Source organism: Caulobacter sp. (assembly GCF_017744445.1).
GTDB lineage: Bacteria > Pseudomonadota > Alphaproteobacteria > Caulobacterales > Caulobacteraceae > Caulobacter.
In genome coordinates, this window is the sequence record NZ_JAGIBH010000006.1 from 55,205 (window position 1) to 72,679 (window position 17,475).

Genomic DNA, 17,475 nt, shown 5'->3' on the forward strand with positions numbered 1-17,475 from the left:
CTCATGGCCTATACCACGGCCCAGTTGGTGACTGCGTACACCAACGCTAACCTCGGCAAGGCGCCCGACGCCGCCACCACCCTGACGCTGGACGCCTACGCGTCGCAGTCGCAAACCGGTGGCATCTCGGACGCCGCCGCTCTGGCGAACACCCTGAAGCTGGTGAACAACACGACGGCCGTCGCCGTCGAAACCTACCAGTTCTTCACCGGCCGCGCTCCGTCGGCCGCTGGTCTGTCGTACCTGGTCAACTCGACCACCAACACGAACGACCTGAACGACACCTACTACTCGAAGTTCGGCCAAGAAAACCGCTTCATCAACTTCTCGATCAACCTGGCCACCGGCGCCGGTGAAGGCGCTGCCGCCTTCGCGACCGCCTATGGTTCGGTCTCGTACGCTCAAACCGTCGCTTCGGCCTATGACAAGATCATCGGCAACGAAGTCGCCAAGGCCGCCGGCGTCGACGTCGCCGCCGCCGTGGCTTACCTGAGCCGCGCCGAGAACGTCACCTACCTGACGAACTTCGTGAAGGCCAACACGACCCTGACGGCCGCGGCCGACATCGATCTGGCCGTCAAGGCCGCCCTGATCGGTGAAATCCTGAACGCCGCCACGGTGTCGGGCCTGGGTGGTTACGCCACCGCCACGACCGCTCTGATCAACGACCTGTCGGACGGCACCCTGACGTCGGACAACGCCGCTGGCGTGAACATCTTCACGGCCTACCCGTCGTCGGGCGCCGTTGGTAAGTCGTTCGTGCTGACCACGGGCGCTGATACCGGCGCTACGTTCGTCGGCACCACCGGCAACGACACCTACACGGCCGCTGAAGTCGGCGGTAACACCGTGTTCACCGTCGGTGACTCGGTCGATGGCGGCGCTGGCGTCGACACCCTGAACATCACGCAGACGGGCGCCTTCGCGATGCCGGTCGGCGCGACCGTCTCGAACATCGAAGTCGTCAACCTGACCACGGGCACCTCGGGCTCGGTGATCGACACGTCGACCTGGACCGGCGTGACCACCCTGGGCGTCATCGGTACGGGCGCTCAGACCGTCACCGCCGCCACCACCACCAACGTCACCGTTGGCGATGCGACCCTGGGCGCCAGCGCTCTGTCGGTCACCGGTGGTTCGGCCGTCAACGTGACGACCGCCACGACCGCCGGTGGCACCATCGCCGTGTCGGGCGCCGCTGGCGCTGTCACCGTGAAGGCCACCGTCAATGGCACCGGCGCTACGACGCAGGGCACCATCGGCGTGACCGGCGGTACGGCCATCAACATCACGACGGCCGCGACCCAAGCCACGAACAACACCTCGACCACGCAGGCCGCCATCACCGCCACCGGCGGTGCGACGACCACGTCGGTCACGGTTGTTGAACAAGCCGCTGTCGCCGCTGGCGCCTCGGCCAAGGGCATCATCGGCGGCGCCGTCACGGTTCTGGACGCTAACCGCACCAGCGCCACGAAGGCCGGCACGATCGCCACTGTCTCGCTGACCAACTACGGCGACGGCAGCACGATCAACTCGGGCGCTCTGACCACCCTGAACCTCAGCGGCACCGTCGGTGACCTGGGTGTCACCACCGGCGCTCTGACGACGGCGGCTGTCACCACCCTGGCCCTGAACGTCAACGCCGTCAGCAAGGCCGCCAACGTCGCCGACAACGACCTGACGATCGACACCGACATCACGACGCTGAACATCACGTCGTCGACCAAGGCTTCGACCTTCAGCAACGTGACCGCCGCTGGCGTGACCACGCTGAACATCGCTGGCGACGCCAAGCTGACCCTGACCGCCGACACCTTCGCCGCGCTGACCTCGGTCGTCTCGACGAACACCGCTGGCGTGACCCTGGGCACCGCCCTGGCCGCTGGCACCGCCTTCGCGGGCGGCGCTGGCGCCGACACCATCACCCTGTCGAACCTCTTCACGAAGGCGATCACGCTGGGCGCTGGTGACGACAAGGTGACCTACGGTGGCGCTGCTGGCACGGGCGGTTCGGTTGTGGCCGGCGACGGCACCGACACCATCGTGATGACGGGCGCTCAAGCCGCTGCGGCTTCGGGTTCGGCTGTGTTCAACAACAGCTTCTCGGGCTTCGAAGTCCTCGACGTGACCACCCCGGCTGCCACCACCATCAACCTGGCTGGCATCAACGGCGTGAACAGCGTCGTGACCCGCGGCGCCACCGGCGTCACGCTGAACGGCTACACCTCGGGCGGCACGCTGACCATCGATGCGGCCAGCACCACCATCAACGCCAACGTCACGAACGCTGTCCTGTCGGCCAGCGACGTGTTCAACATCAAGGTCACGGGCGCTGCCACGGTTGCCGCTGGCACCGTCGTCGCGACCGGCGTTGAAACCATCAACGTCACCGCGACCGACACGGACGTGGATGGCGGCGCCAACCTGCACACGCTGACCATCAGCGACGCCGACGCCACGAAGATCACCGTGGCTGGCAACACCGGTATCAACCTGACGAACACGACGGCCACCCTGGTGACCACGTTTGACGCCAGCGCGCACACCGGCGACGCCAACGACGGCGCGGGCGTGGGCTACACCTCGGCCTACGTCGGTGCGAGCACCACCTCGATCACCGGTGGCGCTGGTAACGACACCCTGACCGGCGCGTCGGCCAAGGACGTCATCGTCGGCGGCGCTGGCGACGACACGATCACGGGCGGTACGGGCATCGACACCCTGACGGGTGGCGCTGGCGCCGACACCTTCAAGTTCGCGTCGGGCGATGCTGGCATCACGGGTACGGAAAAGATCACGGACTACACCACCGGCACCGGCGGTGACATCCTGGATCTGGCCACCACCACCCTGATCGCCGACAACGCCGGCGTGACGGTCATCGGCGCCGTTGGCGGCGCTGTCGACCTGACCGCGGTTGTCAAGAACGGCGTGATCACCCTGTCGGGCGCCGACGTTGGCCTCGTCGACACGATCGGCGAAATCAAGGCCATCTTCGAGCTGCTGGACACGGACGGCGCTGCCGACGTCGGTGCGATCCAACTGGGTAACAACACCTACGTGCTGATCGACAACGGCGCTGGCCCGGATGTCACCACCGACATCATCCAGCTGACCGGCGTCACCGGCATCACCTCGGTTGGCGGCGCCGACGGCGCTCACGCCATCCACATCGCCTAATCTGCTTCCGCCGCCAGCCGGGTTCACCCGGTTGGCGGTCCGGAAACGGACATCTGCGCCGCCTCGGGCAACCGGGGCGGCGTTTTTGTTTGGATACAACCGTCGGCCGGGCCTCTTGCGGGCGGCGCATTGCTGTGGTCTAGCCGAGGCGGTAGGCGGGGCTGCTTATTTTCCGCCACAATTTCGTGGTCGAGACGCGACCTAAGTTGTTACTGTATACGGCTCGCCCCACGGCGGGCTGTCTCGAAGGCTCAACATGATCTTCAACCGCTCCGGCGCGAAGCCCACCATCCTTGATCGCGCGGTCGAGGTCATGAAGCCGGCGGTGATCACCGCCATGGTCTTCAGCTTCTTCATCAACATCCTGGCGCTGGTCAGCCCGCTGTACATGCTGCAGGTCTATGACCGCGTGCTGTCCAGCCGCAACGTCGGGACGCTGGTGGTGCTGACCATCATCTGCGTCTTCCTGTTCATCATCTACGGCCTGCTGGAAGCGCTGCGCACGCAGGTGCTGGTGCGCGGCGGCCTGAAGTTCGACGGTACGGCGCGCGATCCCATCTTCCGGGCGGTGCTGGAATCGACGCTGACGCGCAAGGGCGGCGGCGGCCAGGCCTTCCGTGACATGGACCAGATCCGCGAGTTCCTGGCCGGCGGCCTGATCGCGTTCTGCGACGCGCCGTGGACCCCGGTGTTCATCGTGGTCTCGTGGATCCTGCACCCCTTCTTCGGCGTCCTGGCCATCATCAGCTGCTTCATCATCTTCGGTCTGGCGATGATGAATGACCGCGCCACCAAGAACCCGATCCAGATGGCCACCATGGCCTCGATCGCCGCCCAGAACGACGCGGGCTCCACCCTGCGCAACGCCGAGGTCATGAAGGCCATGGGCATGTGGGGCGGCCTGCAGCAGCGCTGGCGCCTGCGCCGCGACGAGCAGGTGGCCTGGCAGGCCGCCGCCAGCGACGCCGGCGGCGCCGTGATGTCGGGCATCAAGGTCTTCCGCCAGGTCGTGCAGACCCTGATCCTGGGCGGCGGCGCCTATCTGGCGATCCAGGGCAAGATCTCGCCCGGTTCGATGATCGCGGGCTCGATCCTGGTCGGCCGCGCCCTGGCGCCGATCGAAGGCGCCGTCGGGCAGTGGAAGAACCTGATCGGCACGCGCGGCGCCTGGGATCGCCTGCAAGGCATGCTGCGCGACCAGGCCAATACCGAAGATCACATGCCGCTGCCCGAGCCGCGCGGCGTGCTGTCGGCGGAAGCCGCCTCGATCCTGCCCCCCGGCGCTCAGCAGCCGTCGATGCGCCAGGCCAGCTTCCGCATCGACGCCGGCACTTCGGTCGGCATCGTCGGCCCCAGCGCGGCCGGCAAGTCGTCGCTGCTGCGCGGCATCGTCGGCGTCTGGCCGTGCGCGGCGGGCGTGATCCGTCTCGACGGCTACGACATCAAGCAGTGGGATCCCGAGAAGCTGGGCCGCCACATCGGCTACCTGCCGCAGGATATCGAGCTGTTTCAGGGCACGGTCGCCCAGAACATCGCCCGCTTCACCGAGTACGAATCCCAGGAAGTCATCGACGCGGCCACGCTGGCGGGCGTCCATGAGATGATCCAGGGCCTGCCCATGGGCTACGACACGCCGATCGGCGAAGGCGGCGCCTCGCTGTCGGGCGGTCAACGCCAGCGCCTGGCCCTGGCCCGTTCGGTCTTCCGGATGCCGGCCCTGCTGGTGCTGGACGAGCCGAACGCCAGCCTGGACCAGACGGGCGAACTCGCCCTGATGGAGGCCATGAACCGCCTGAAGGCCGCCAAGCGCACGGTGATCTTCGCCACCCACAAGGTGAACCTGCTGAACCAGGCGGACTACATCATGGTCGTCAATCAAGGCGTCATCGCCGACTTCGGCGAGCGTGACGCCATGCTGGCCAAGCTGACCGGGGCTGCTCCGCCGCAGGCGCCGGCGCCCACGCCGATCCGCGCCAACTGATCCGTCCGTTCGCCCCCATTTTCTAAGGCCGCCTCGTGCGCGCCCATCAGGCTGAAGACAAGATGAAGCCCCCCAAGATCCAGCGTCCGACGGACAACTACCAAGGCGTGGCGCGTATCGGCTACGCCATCATCGGCATCACCTTCGTGGGGCTGCTGGGCTGGGCGGCGCTCGCGCCGCTGGACAGCGCGGTGATCGCCAACGGCGTCGTGTCGGCCGAAGGCAACCGCAAGACCATCCAGCACCTGGAAGGCGGCATGCTCCGCAAGATCCTGGTGCGTGAAGGCGAGAAGGTGAAGGCCGGGCAGCTGCTGTTCGAGCTGGATCCGACCCAGGCCAATGCCGCCGCCGGCATCACCAAGAACCAGTATGTGGCGTTGCGGGCGATGGAAGCCCGCCTGCTGGCCGAACGTGACCAGCGGCCGTCGATCACCTTTCCCGCCGATCTGCTGAACCAGCGCGCCGACCCGATGGTGGCGCGGGCCATCTCCGACGAGCAGGCCCAGTTCCTGGAACGCCGCCAGACGATCTCGGGTCAGGTCGACCTGATGAACGCCCAGCGCGACCAGTACCAGAGCGAGATCGACGGCATCGAGCGCCAGACCCAGGGCCTGAAGGACCAGCTGGGTTATATCGAGGACGAGCTCTCGGACCTGCGCAAGATCTACGACAAGGGCCTGGTGCCGCGTCCGCGCCTGCTGGCGATGGAGCGTGAACAGGCTTCGCTGTCGGGCTCGATCGGTCGCTTGACCGCCGACCGCGCCAAGGCGGTGCAGGGCATGTCGGAGACGCAGCTGAAGATCCGTCAGATCAAGCAGCAGTTCTTCCAGGAAGTCAGCCAATCCATCACCGAGACCCGCGTGAAGCTGGCCGAAGTGACCGAAAAGGAAGTGGTGGCTTCGGACGCCCAGCGCCGGATCAATGTCGTGTCGCCGGTGAGCGGCACGGCGCAGAACCTGCGCTTCTTCACCGAGGGCGCCGTGGTGCGTCCGGCCGAGCCGCTGGTCGACATCGCGCCGGATGACGAGGCGTTCGTCATCCAGGCCCACTTCGCGCCGACCGACGTCGACAACGTCCATACGGGCATGGTCACGGAAGTTCGCCTGCCGGCCTTCCACTCGCGCGAGATCCCGATCCTGAACGGCAAGATCGAGGCGCTGTCGCGCGACCGGATCTCCGATCCCGAGAACAAGACGGCCTATTTCCTGGGTGTCGTCCGGGTCGACATCAAGCAGCTGCCCAAGGAGTTCCGCGCCAAGGTCACCGCCGGCATGCCTGCCCAGGTGGTCGTGCCCACGGGCGAGCGCACCGTGTTGCAGTACCTGTTCTCGCCGCTGCGCGACACCCTGCGCACCACCATGCGCGAGGAGTAGGGCCGGGCGATTTCAAGAGCCTGAATTCCCACGCTTTTCGGAAAGCGGCGCCTGACGGCCGAAATGTCGTCGGCGGCGCTTTCCAATCGGCTCCAATAGTGTAGTCAGACACCTTTCATTCTTACTGGAGTCGAGTGTGGCGAAGACGGCTTTGATCACCGGCATCACGGGCCAGGACGGCGCCTATCTCGCCAAGCTGCTGCTTGAGAAGGGCTACAAGGTCCACGGCATGCTGCGCCGCTCGGCCTCGGCCGACGTGATCGGCGACCGCCTGCGCTGGATCGGTGTCTATGACGACGTGCAGATGGAGCTGGGTGACCTGCTGGACCAAGGCGGCCTGACCCGCCTGATGCGCCGCCTGCAGCCCGACGAGGTCTATAATCTGGCCGCCCAGAGCTTCGTCGGCGCCTCGTGGGACCAGCCGCACCTGACCGGTTCGGTCACCGGCCTGGGCGCGACCAACATGCTGGAAGCCGTGCGCGAGGAGTGCCCGCAGGCGCGCTTCTACCAGGCCTCGTCGTCGGAGATGTACGGCCTGGTGCAGCATCCGATCCAATCGGAGAAGACTCCGTTCTATCCGCGCTCGCCGTATGCCGTGGCCAAGATGTACGCCCACTGGATGACGGTGAACTACCGCGAGAGCTTTGGCCTGCACGCCTCGGCCGGCATCCTGTTCAACCACGAGAGCCCGCTGCGCGGCATCGAGTTCGTGACCCGAAAGGTCACCGACGCCGTGGCCGCCATCAAGCTGGGTCAGCAGAAGACCGTCGAGCTGGGCAACCTGGACGCCAAGCGCGACTGGGGCCACGCCCAGGATTATGTCGAGGCCATGTGGCTGATGCTGCAGCAGGACGTCGCCGACGACTACGTCGTGGCCACCGGCAAGACCTGGACGGTCCGCGAGATGTGCGAGGTGGCCTTCGCCTCGGTGGGCCTGAACTACCAGGACCACGTGACGATCAATCCGAAGTTCCTGCGTCCCGCCGAAGTGGATCTGCTGCTGGGCGACCCGACCAAGGCCAAGGAAAAGCTGGGCTGGGTCCCTAAGATCAGCATGCAAGAGCTGATCGCCGAGATGGTCGAAGCCGACATCGCTCGGCGCTCGCGGAACTGATGAGCGCCGGCGTCGTCATCATCGGCGGCGGCGGCCACGCCAAGGTGGTCATCGAGAGCCTGCGGGCCTCGGGCCTGACCGTGGCGGCGATCGTCGACGCCGATCCGACGCCGCGTCAGGTTCTGGGCGTGCCGGTGGTCGGCGACGACCTGAAGCTGCCCGATCTGAAAGGGCAGGGGCTTTCCCAGCTGTTCATCGCCATCGGCGACAACCGCCTGCGCGAGAAGCTGGGGCGCAAGGCCCAGGGCCTGGGCTTTGTCCTGGTCAACGCCATCCACCCTTCGGCCGTGATCTCGCCCAGCGCCAAGCTGGGCCAAGGCGTAGCGGTGATGGCCGGCGTGGCGATTAATGCCGACACGGACGTCAGCGACCTGGCGATTATCAATACCGGCGCTGTCGTGGATCATGACGGCCGCCTGGGCGTGGCCTGCCATCTGGGGCCGGCCTCGGCCCTGGCTGGCGGCGTGACTGTCGGCGACCGGGCCTTTCTCGGCGTCGGCGCGCGGGTGATCCCGGGCGTGACGATCGGCGCCGATACGACCGTCGGCGCCGGCGGCGTCGTCGTGCGAGACCTACCGGATGCCGTTCTCGCGATCGGCGTCCCCGCGAAGATCAAAGGAGACCGGCCATGACCAGCCCGGCGAACACTCTGCCCAGGATTTCCGTCGCCGCCCCCCGCCTGGACGGCAAGGAGCGCGAATACGTCCTGGAATGCATGGACACGACCTGGATCTCGTCGGTCGGCCGCTTCATCTCGGAATTCGAGAAGGGCTTCGCCGAGTACTGCGGCGTGCGCAACGCCATCGCCTGCAACAACGGCACGACGGCGCTGCATCTGGCGCTGGTGGCGCTGGACATCGGTCCGGGCGACGAGGTGATCGTCCCCAGCCTGACCTATATCGCCTCGGCCAACGCCGTGACCTATTGCGGCGCGACGCCGGTGCTGATCGACAACGACCCGCGCACCTTCAACCTGGATCCGGCCAAGCTGGAAGCGCTGATCACGCCGCGCACCAAGGCGATCATGCCGGTGCACCTGTACGGCCAGGTCTGCGACATGGACCCGATCCTGGAGATCGCCAAGAAGCACAACCTGCTGGTCATCGAGGACGCGGCCGAGGCCGTCGGCGCGACCTACAAGGGCAAGAAGTCCGGCGCGCTGGGCACGTGCGCGACCTTCAGCTTCTTCGGCAACAAGATCATCACCACTGGCGAAGGCGGGATGATCACGACCGACGACGACGAGCTGGCCGCCAAGATGCGCCTGCTGCGCGGCCAGGGCATGGATCCCAACCGCCGCTACTGGTTCCCGATCGTCGGCTACAACTACCGTATGACCAACATCCAGGCCGCCATCGGCCTGGCGCAGCTGGAGCGGGTCGACGTCCACCTGGACGGCCGCGAGAAGGTCATTGGCTGGTACGAGGAAAAGCTCTCGCGCCTGGGCAATCGGGTGATCAAGCCGCTCGTCGCCGACACTGGCCGCCACGTGTTCTGGATGTACACCGTGCGCCTGGGCGAGGGCCTGAAGACCTCGCGCGACCAGGTGATCAAGGACTTGGACGCTCTGGGCATCGAGAGCCGCCCGGTGTTCCACCCGATGCACGTCATGCCGCCCTACGCCCACCTGGCGACCGACGACCTGAAGCAGGCCGAGGCCTGCGGCGCGGACGGCCTGAACCTGCCGACCCACGCGGGCCTGACCGAGGCCGATATCGACCGCGTCGTCGCCGCGCTCGACCAGGTGCTGGTCTAGCCGATGCGCATCATCCTCCTGTCCTCGATCGTGCCGTTCATCAACGGCGGCGCGCGCTTCATCGTCGAGTGGCTCGAGGAGAAGCTGATCGAGGCCGGCCATCAGGTCGAGCGGTTCTACCTGCCGTTCACCGACGATCCGAACGAGATCCTGCACCAGGTCGCCGCCTGGCGGCTGATGGACCTGACCCAGTGGTGCGACCGGGTGATCTGCTTCCGGCCGCCGGCCTATGTGGTGGATCACCCGAACAAGGTGCTGTGGTTCATCCACCACATCCGCACCTTCTACGACCTGTGGGACACGCCCTATCGCGGCATGCCCGACGACACCCAGCACCGGACGATCCGCGACAACCTGCGGGCGCTCGACACCCAGGCGATCTCGGAAGCGCGGGCGGTGTTCACCAACTCGCAGGTGGTCGCCGACCGCCTGAAGGCGTTCAACGGCCTGGACTCCACGCCGCTGTATCCGCCGGTCTACAAGCCCGAGCGCTTCACCCACACCGGCTATGGCGACGAGATCGTCGCGATCTCGCGCCTGGAGCCGCACAAGCGTCAGGCCCTGATGATCGAGGCCATGGCGCACGTGAAGACCGGCGTGAAGCTGCGCCTGGCTGGCACGGCGTCCAGCCCGGAATACGGCAGCCAGCTGCTGCAACGGGTCCAGGAGCTGGGCCTGCAGGACCGCGTCATTCTCGAAGACCGCTGGATCAGCGAGGACGAGAAGGCGGAGATGCTGAAAGAGGCCCTGGCCATCGCCTACCTGCCCAAGGACGAGGACAGCTATGGCTACCCGTCGCTGGAAGGCGCCCACGCCAAGAAGGCGATCATCACCACGACCGATAGCGGCGGGGTGCTGGAACTGGTCGAGCACGGCCGCAACGGCTTGATCAGCGAGCCCGATCCGCGCGCCCTGGCCGAGCAGTTCGACCGCCTGCACGCCGACAAGCAGGCTGTGGCCAAGATGGGAACGGCCTCGCTGAACCGCCTGGCCGAGATGAAGATCGACTGGAGCTCCGTGGTGGAAAGGCTCACCGCATGAAGGTTCTGGTCGTCAACAATGCCGCCCCGTTCCAGCGCGGCGGCGCCGAGGAGCTGGCCGACCATTTGGTCCGCCGCCTGAACAGCACGCCTGGTGTTCAGTCGGAGCTCGTCCGCGTGCCGTTCACCTGGGAGCCCGCCGAGCGCCTGATCGAGGAGATGCTGATCTCCAAGGGCATGCGGCTGTACAATGTCGACCGCGTGATCGGCCTGAAGTTCCCGGCCTATCTGATCCCGCACCAGGACAAGGTGCTGTGGCTGCTGCACCAGTTCCGCCAGGCCTATGACCTGTCCGAAGCCGGCCAGAGCCACTTGGACTTCGACGAGACGGGGCGCACGGTGAAGGCGGCGATCAAGGCGGCCGACAACGAGTGCTTCGCGCAGTGCCGCAAGATCTATTGCAACTCGCCGGTCACCCAGAACCGCCTGGCGCGCTTCAACGGCGTGCCCAGCGAGGTGCTGTATCCGCCGCTGAACGACGGCGAGCTTTTCACCGGCGGCGAGTATGGCGACTATGTCTTCGCCGGCGGCCGGGTGGCGGCGGGCAAGCGCCAGCATCTGCTGATCGAGGCCCTGGCCCTGCTGCCGGGCAGCCTGCGCCTGGTTATCGCCGGTCCGCCCGAGAACCAGGCCTATGCCGATCGCCTGACCAAACTGGTCGAGGACCTGGACCTGAAGGATCGCGTCGATCTGCGCTTCGGCTTCCATCCGCGCGAGGACATCGCCCGCTGGGCCAACGACGCCCTGGTCTGCGCCTACCTGCCGTTCGACGAAGACAGCGTGGGCTATGTGACCATGGAGGCCTTCGCGGCGGGCAAGGCGGTGCTGACCGTCACCGACAGCGGCGGCCTGCTGGAGATCGTCAGCCAGGACACCGGCGCGGTGGCCGAGCCGACGCCGCAGGCCCTGGCCCAGGCGCTGGACCGTTTGACGTCCGACAAGGCGCGGGCGATATCGCTGGGGACCGCGGCGCGCGATCTCTGGCGCAACAAGAACGTTACGTGGGAGGCGACTGTGCATCGCCTTCTTGATTAAGCCACAAATATTAGGTTGAACGCCGCGTTCCGGCGGGGGCCGTGGAAGTCTAGGAAATGCGAGTGCTGTCGAAAGTCTTGTCCGTTCGGACGTCCGTGATCGCCTTGGCTATCGCCGCGGCGGTGTCCGGCCGTGCCGACCTCGCCCACGCCGAGACCCTGGCCGACGCGATCACCGCCGCCTACAACAGCAATCCCAACATCCAGGCCCAGCGCGCGGCCATGCGCGCCCTGGACGAGAACTACACCCAGGCGCGGTCGGCGTACGGGCTGCAAGCCTCGGCCAGCTTCTCCGAGAACTACAATTGGGCCAAGCTGAACCGGGACCCATCCGGCGTCGAAGGCACCTTGCCCAGCAGCCAGCTGAGCGTCTCGCAGGCGCTCTACACCAACGGCCGTTATGCCGCGCGCCTGTCGAGCGCCGAGTCGCAGATCAAGGCGGCGCGCGAAAACCTACGCCGCATCGAGATGGACCTGCTGGTGCGCGTGGCCAACGCCTATGTCTCGGTGCGCCGCGACCGCGAGATCCTGCGGATCTCCCAAGGCGGCGAGGCCTGGCTGCGCAAACAGCTTCAGGACACCGAGGACAAGTACGGCGTTCGCCAGGTCACCCTGACCGACGTCCAGCAGGCCAAGGCGCGTCTGGCCTCGGCCAGCACGCAGGTCGCCAACGCCCAGGCTCAGCTCAATGTCAGCGTCGCCTACTATGCTTCGCTGATCGGCCATCTGCCCGACACGCTCGAGCCGGAACCCGACGTCGACGGCCTGCCCGCCAACCTGGACGAGGCCTTCAACGAGGCTGAACAGGCCAACCCGTCGCTGCTGGCGGCCGGCTATACCGAAAAGGCGTCGCGCGAAGGCGTCGCCGAGGCGCGCGCCCAGCGCCTGTTCACGGTCAGCGCGCGCGCCGACTATCGCAACGCGCCCAACAGTCCCTACAACGGCAAGGTCGGCCTTCGCGAGGACTCGCTAGCCGCCGGCATCACCGTCTCCCAGCCGCTGTTCTCGTCCGGCCAGCTCAACTCGGTGGTCCGCCAGTCGATCGAGGAAAACAACCGCGACAAGCTGCTGATCGACGACGCGCGCCGCAACATGGTGCTGGGGGTTTCGCAGTACTGGGACCAGCTGGTCGCCTCGCGTCGATCGCTGGTGACGCTGGAAGAGGAAATGAAGGCCGACACCATCGCCTTCTACGGCGTGCGTGAAGAAGAGCGCTTCGCCCTGCGCAGCACGATTGAAGTGCTGAACGCCCAGGCCGAACTGCAGAACGCCCAGATCAATTTCGTGCGTGGCCGCATGAACGAATATGTCGGTCGCCTGCAGCTGCTCGCCCAGGTCGGTACGCTGGAAGTCGGCAATCTGGCGCCGGGCGTCCAGCCCTACGATCCGACGCGGCACTTCAAGAAGGTCCGCTACAAGGGCATGTTGCCGACGGACCTGGTCGTGCAGACCCTCGATCACATCGCCCTGCCGATGGAGCCGAAGAAGCCGAAGGCCGGCGACACGACTCCGATCCGCCCGCCGTCGTCTGAGCTTCCGGCCGCGCCGATCTCGGCCGACAAGGTCACCCCGCCGCAGTCGATCAACGACCTGCCGGCCCTGAACGACGACGCGCCGGTCAAGACCTCGCCGAAGGGCTAGAGCGGCAGCAGGCCGCGGGTCATCCGCAGCCAAGCTTCACGATCGAACGAGACATGGCCGTTGCGCGCCGTCGCAGCGGCCATTTCCTTGCGCCACGTGTCGTCCGACAGCATGCGCGCCAGCTTGGCCGCGGCGTCGTCGACATCGGCATCGGCCCAGCGGCCGGCCCGATAGATGTGCCCGTCGCCCTCGACCGGGATCAGCGTGAAGTCCACGCGCTGGCTCGAGGCCGGGTCCATGAACTCGGCGGTCGAGGACCAGCCGGTCGCCAGGGTCGGCTTGCCCAGCCAGATCCCCTCGGCCAGCAGCAGGCCGTAGCCTTCGGAGCGGTGCAGCGACAGGATGATGTCGCAGCTGGCCGTCAGCAGGGCCATGTCGTCGGCCGACAGGTTCTCGGTCATCAGCCGGATCGACGGAGTGTCGGCGACCAGATCCTGGAGCGCCTGGAAGGTCTCGGGATAGAGGTCGGCCCCGACCACCTTGCAGACCAGCAATGCGGGCCGAGAGGCCAGGGTGTGGGCCTTCCGGAAGGCGGCCAGCGCGGCATAGGGGTTCTTGCGCTGGGCGGTGGAGCGCAGGTCGAACGCCATCAGCACGACGACGGCGTCCTCGGGAAAAGCAAAGCGAGCGCGATCGGGCGCAGGGCGGGGGTTCAGATACAGCGGGTAGGGGGCCGGCGTGACCTTCACGCGGGCGGGCGCGATCTTGCGGATGGCGTCGGCGGCGAAGGCCGAGGGGGTCCAGACCTCGTCGACGAGGTCGAAGGCCGGGATCCAGTCGGCTGGAGCGTCTTCCAGTTCCCAGGCCCAGTAACCGATGTGGCGGCGCCTCTCCAGCGGACGCCCCTCGGTCTTGCGGGCCCAGCGCAGGAGTTCCGGCGGGTTGATGTGCGAGATCACCACGCCGCGTTCGGTCTCGGCGGGGGCTTGGAAGGGAACGGGCAGGTCGATCGGAAAGCCCACGCTGGCCGACAGGTCGATCGCGCGCACGGCCAGGCCGGCGTCGGCGAAACCCCGCGCCAGCATCCGCGCGCCTTCACCCAGGCCATGCACGGCGCCGTGGAAGCCCACGATGGTCACGGGCAAGGCGGGGGGCAGGTTGTGGCGCCGGGCGCGGCGGCGCGCCCTGGCCTGCGCCGCGCGCAGCTTTCGCGCCTTGGCGGCCTCGTCCAGCGCCTCGCCGATGGCGCGCCAGGCCGCGCCAGGCGCGCCGGCGGCCAGGTGCGCGGCCCGACGCACTGGAACAGGCAGGCCGCGCCAGAGCGCGAGGAGGGCAGACTTCATGGGCGTGCTGACGACTTCGATCGCGGTCCGAGGGGCCTCCGACCTATAGCGACTTGCCCGGCGCCGGCGCCACGACAAAGGCGGCGATCGCCCCATCTTAAATTGTGGCCGGAACTTGTCAGGGGCGATCAATCCATGCAGCAATCCCCCTGGGGTCGGGGTTTGCTGAACAGTGGGGACATACGTGTCGACTGAGTGGAACTCCGGCTACGTCACGGACGTAAACTACACCTTTGGCTACTATGGGGAGCTCAATCCCCTTCGGTGCCGCCTTCCACTGTTGATGGTCGGTCGTCACGCTCCCAAGATCGAGAACGCCTGCGAACTGGGTTTCGGCCAGGGGCTGTCGGTGTCCATCCACGCCGCCGCCCAGCCGGGCATCAACTGGTATGGCACGGACTTCAATCCCTCCCAGGCCGCCTTCGCCTCGGAGATGGTCCGCCTGGCCGGAGCGGACGCCAAGCTTTACGACGAGGCCTTTGCCGAGTTCTGCAATCGCCAGGATCTCCCGGACTTCGACTTCATCGGCCTGCACGGTATCTGGACCTGGATCTCGGACGCCAATCGCGGTGTGCTGGTCGACTTCATCCGTCGCAAGCTGCGGCCGGGCGGCGTGCTCTACATCTCGTACAACACGCTGCCGGGCTGGTCGGCTTCGGCGCCGATCCGGCACCTGATGAAGCGCCACGCCGACGTGATGGGCGCGCCGGGGCAGGGGATCATCGGCCAGACCGACGCGGCCCTGGGCTTTATCGATCAGTTCCTGGCGTTGGAGCCGCTCTACGCGAAGGCCAACCCCGGCGCGGCGGAACGGCTCAAGCAGGTCAAGGGCCAGGATCGCAAGTACCTGGCGCACGAGTACATGAATCGGGACTGGCACCCGATGTACTTCGCCGACATGGAGAACTGGTTGGGGGACGCCAAGGTCGGCTTCGCGTCCTCGGCGCACACGCTGGACAACCTGTATGAGCTGAACATGACGCCGCAGCAGGCGGAGTTCATGCGCGGCGTTCCCGATGTCTCGTTGCGCGAAACGATCCGCGACTACTGTGTGAACCAGCAGTTTCGGCGCGACTACTGGGTGCGCGGCGTGCGCGCCTTGGTGGGCCACGAGCAGGTCGCCGCCATGCGGGACGAGCGCGTGGTGTTGACCACGGCGCAACCGGATCTGCCCAAGACGGTGCGGGGCGTCCTCGGCGAGGCGGGTCTGCTCGACGCCATCTACGAGCCGATCTACGAGCTGCTGCTGGATCACAAGCCGCACACGATCCTGGAGCTGGAAACCCATCTGGGCGGCAAGAACGTCAGTTTCGCCCAACTGGTGTCGGCGTTGACGATCCTGCTGGGCTTGGGCGTGATCCAGCCCGCGGCGTCGGACCAGGACGCGGCGAAGGCCCAGGCGCGCACCCACGCGATGAACAAGGCCATTTCGCGCCGGTCATTGTCTGTCGGTGATATCGGCCACTTCGCATCGCCGGTGGTCGGCGGCGGGATTTCGGCGCCGCGCTTCCATCAGCTGTTCTGGCTAGGCAAGCAAAGCGGAGGGCAGGGGCCGGCCGACTGGGCGCAGTTCGCCTGGTCCTTACTCCAGGCCCAGGGCCAGTCGCTGATCAAGGAAGGCGCGACGCTGAAGGGCGACGACAATCTGACCGAACTCAAGTCACAGGCCGAAAAGTGGGGGGCGCACACCCTGCCGGTCTGGACCGCGTTGGGTGTCTGATCGTTCTCGTTTAGCGCGAGTTTCGGGCTGACGAGTCATGCGAAGGCTGATCGACGCTGCTCCGGAGTGAGCGCGTCGATCTCGCCTCTCCGGAGAATGGTCGTAGAATCTTCAAACGCTGTCTGGCGTATTCGAAACCTTGAGAAAATGTAGTTGGCGCTGATCGATAAGGTTCAGTCTGAAAATCAGTGTTTCTGGCTCAGTGCTGGGTAAGAGCATTGCGCAATAGATCTTCTATGGAGAACTCAATAAATCGAACGAGGTTGGAGAACCTCCTTCAATGGCCGTGGGTGGCGTTCGATATTGTGAATGTCGCTGCGGGAATCTGATCGGAGCTTTGCAATAGCGGAAGTTGCAGAGCGAATTCACGACGAAATGTCGGATTCTCGTAGCTAGGTGGTTGCGAAACGCCACGGGTTAAGGTATGAAGAAGCTGTCTACCCACAAGACTTCCCATTAGCCCCGCCGGAGACCGAGTCACCGGCGGGGCTTATTGCATTCGGGGTCTGGATGTTCGCGGCCAAATGAACGCCGCGTCCCGGGCGGCGTTCCTCCTGCCAAGCTTTCGGATACCGAAAACCGGTTCGGTCTAGATGCGATCTTCCGGCGGCGGCGGGTTCAGGCGCGTCAGGTGCGGGCCATGGACGACCGGCTGGCGTTCCAGGATCTGGCGCACCTTGCGCACGGCCGTCGAGGCGCGGCTGCGGCGCTGGCGCCAAAGCAGCAGGAACATCGCCCCCAGGGTGGCGGTCAGGAAGGGCAGGGGGCCCAGCAACCACACGGCGGCCGCCAGGGCGAAATAGTAGGCTCGGACGCCGGCGTTGAAGGCCGACAGGGCAGGATTGAGGATGCCGCCGGCGGCTTCCGCATATTCGGCCAGCACGGCCGGCGGCGCCCACATCGGCGCGGCGCCGATGGCGGCCAGGCAGTAGTTCATCTGGCGGATCGACCAGATGAAGTCGAGCAGGCCACGCGCCAGGGCGATGAGGACCAGGCCCAGCTTAACCTGGAACATCAGCGGCGTGGTCTTGGCCAGCACGGCCAGGCCCTCGACGCTCTTCCAGGCGCTGTCGCCGCCGAACAGCACCCCGGCCGCCGCGGCGATCAGGATCAGGTTCGACGAAGCGAAGAAGCTGGCCGAGTTGATGGCATGACCCAGCAGCTGACCGTCCAGCAGGGCGATCTCGCGCACCGCCATCTCCTGCATCCACCGGCGGCGGATCACGGTCATGTCGGTGTTCAGCACGCCGCCGCCTTCGCCCAGGCGCTTGAGCATGGGCTCGTACAGCAGCCAGCAGGCGGCGAAGACGGTCAGGACGATGGTATCAATCACGTGCATGACGGTTTTCT

12 protein-coding genes are annotated in these 17,475 nt (G+C 66.5%); 10 read left to right on the forward strand and 2 right to left on the reverse strand.

Annotated features, from left to right (window positions below):
- The first annotated feature begins 3 nt into the window (after window positions 1–3).
- From J7528_RS10205 to J7528_RS10245, 9 genes are all read left to right on the forward strand, one after another.
- Window positions 4–3,183: a calcium-binding protein gene (locus J7528_RS10205; RefSeq protein WP_291873613.1), complete on the forward strand. Its 3,180-nt coding sequence runs from the start codon at window positions 4–6 to the stop codon at window positions 3,181–3,183.
- Window positions 3,184–3,442: 259 nt separating this feature from the next.
- A complete protein-coding gene (locus J7528_RS10210) occupies window positions 3,443–5,164 on the forward strand; it encodes a type I secretion system permease/ATPase (protein ID WP_291874409.1) in 1,722 nt (573 codons plus the stop codon).
- Window positions 5,165–5,226: 62 nt separating this feature from the next.
- On the forward strand, window positions 5,227–6,537 hold the full coding sequence (locus J7528_RS10215) for an HlyD family type I secretion periplasmic adaptor subunit (RefSeq protein ID WP_291873616.1): 1,311 nt from the start codon (window positions 5,227–5,229) through the stop codon (window positions 6,535–6,537).
- Between the two features lie 136 nt (window positions 6,538–6,673).
- Window positions 6,674–7,651, forward strand: a complete 978-nt coding sequence (gene gmd / locus J7528_RS10220; protein WP_291873619.1) for a GDP-mannose 4,6-dehydratase — start codon at window positions 6,674–6,676, stop codon at window positions 7,649–7,651.
- The gene (locus J7528_RS10225; RefSeq protein ID WP_291873621.1) at window positions 7,651–8,283 is read left to right on the forward strand and encodes an acetyltransferase; all 633 of its coding nucleotides are present in this window, start codon (window positions 7,651–7,653) and stop codon (window positions 8,281–8,283) included. The genes gmd and J7528_RS10225 overlap by 1 nt, the downstream gene beginning before the upstream one ends.
- Complete coding sequence (locus J7528_RS10230) at window positions 8,280–9,407, forward strand: DegT/DnrJ/EryC1/StrS family aminotransferase (RefSeq protein WP_291873624.1); 1,128 nt, start codon at window positions 8,280–8,282, stop codon at window positions 9,405–9,407. The genes J7528_RS10225 and J7528_RS10230 overlap by 4 nt, the downstream gene beginning before the upstream one ends.
- A gap of 3 nt (window positions 9,408–9,410) precedes the next feature.
- Entirely contained in the window at window positions 9,411–10,448 is a 1,038-nt protein-coding gene (locus J7528_RS10235) for a glycosyltransferase family 4 protein (RefSeq protein ID WP_291873627.1), read from the forward strand.
- On the forward strand, window positions 10,445–11,482 hold the full coding sequence (locus tag J7528_RS10240; protein WP_291873629.1) for a glycosyltransferase family 4 protein: 1,038 nt from the start codon (window positions 10,445–10,447) through the stop codon (window positions 11,480–11,482). Before J7528_RS10235 ends, J7528_RS10240 begins: the two co-directional genes overlap by 4 nt.
- A 56-nt stretch (window positions 11,483–11,538) precedes the next feature.
- Entirely contained in the window at window positions 11,539–13,122 is a 1,584-nt protein-coding gene (locus J7528_RS10245; RefSeq protein WP_291873633.1) for a TolC family outer membrane protein, read from the forward strand.
- On the opposite strand, the gene J7528_RS10250 is transcribed toward J7528_RS10245, so the two are convergent.
- Complete coding sequence (locus J7528_RS10250; protein WP_291873635.1) at window positions 13,119–14,405, reverse strand: glycosyltransferase; 1,287 nt, start codon at window positions 14,403–14,405, stop codon at window positions 13,119–13,121. The two genes, J7528_RS10245 and J7528_RS10250, sit on opposite strands and share 4 nt — an antisense overlap.
- Before the next feature lie 184 nt (window positions 14,406–14,589).
- On the opposite strand from J7528_RS10250, the gene J7528_RS10255 reads away from it, so the two are divergent.
- The gene (locus tag J7528_RS10255; RefSeq protein WP_291873637.1) at window positions 14,590–16,125 is read left to right on the forward strand and encodes a class I SAM-dependent methyltransferase; all 1,536 of its coding nucleotides are present in this window, start codon (window positions 14,590–14,592) and stop codon (window positions 16,123–16,125) included.
- Window positions 16,126–16,714: 589 nt separating this feature from the next.
- On the opposite strand, the gene J7528_RS10260 is transcribed toward J7528_RS10255, so the two are convergent.
- On the reverse strand, window positions 16,715–17,464 hold the full coding sequence (locus tag J7528_RS10260) for a DUF599 family protein (protein ID WP_291873640.1): 750 nt from the start codon (window positions 17,462–17,464) through the stop codon (window positions 16,715–16,717).
- Window positions 17,465–17,475 lie beyond the last annotated feature (11 nt).

What these genes read in the sequence shown, in the direction of transcription:
- J7528_RS10205 (WP_291873613.1), top strand. Translation starts at nt 4, where the DNA reads ATGGCCTATACCACGGCCCAGTTGGTGACTGCGTACACCAACGCTAAC.
- J7528_RS10215 (WP_291873616.1), top strand. Translation starts at nt 5,227, where the DNA reads ATGAAGCCCCCCAAGATCCAGCGTCCGACGGACAACTACCAAGGCGTG.
- J7528_RS10225 (WP_291873621.1), top strand. Translation starts at nt 7,651, where the DNA reads ATGAGCGCCGGCGTCGTCATCATCGGCGGCGGCGGCCACGCCAAGGTG.
- J7528_RS10230 (WP_291873624.1), top strand. Translation starts at nt 8,280, where the DNA reads ATGACCAGCCCGGCGAACACTCTGCCCAGGATTTCCGTCGCCGCCCCC.
- J7528_RS10235 (WP_291873627.1), top strand. Translation starts at nt 9,411, where the DNA reads ATGCGCATCATCCTCCTGTCCTCGATCGTGCCGTTCATCAACGGCGGC.
- J7528_RS10240 (WP_291873629.1), top strand. Translation starts at nt 10,445, where the DNA reads ATGAAGGTTCTGGTCGTCAACAATGCCGCCCCGTTCCAGCGCGGCGGC.
- J7528_RS10245 (WP_291873633.1), top strand. Translation starts at nt 11,539, where the DNA reads ATGCGAGTGCTGTCGAAAGTCTTGTCCGTTCGGACGTCCGTGATCGCC.
- J7528_RS10250 (WP_291873635.1), bottom strand. Translation starts at nt 14,405, where the DNA reads ATGAAGTCTGCCCTCCTCGCGCTCTGGCGCGGCCTGCCTGTTCCAGTG.
- J7528_RS10260 (WP_291873640.1), bottom strand. Translation starts at nt 17,464, where the DNA reads ATGCACGTGATTGATACCATCGTCCTGACCGTCTTCGCCGCCTGCTGG.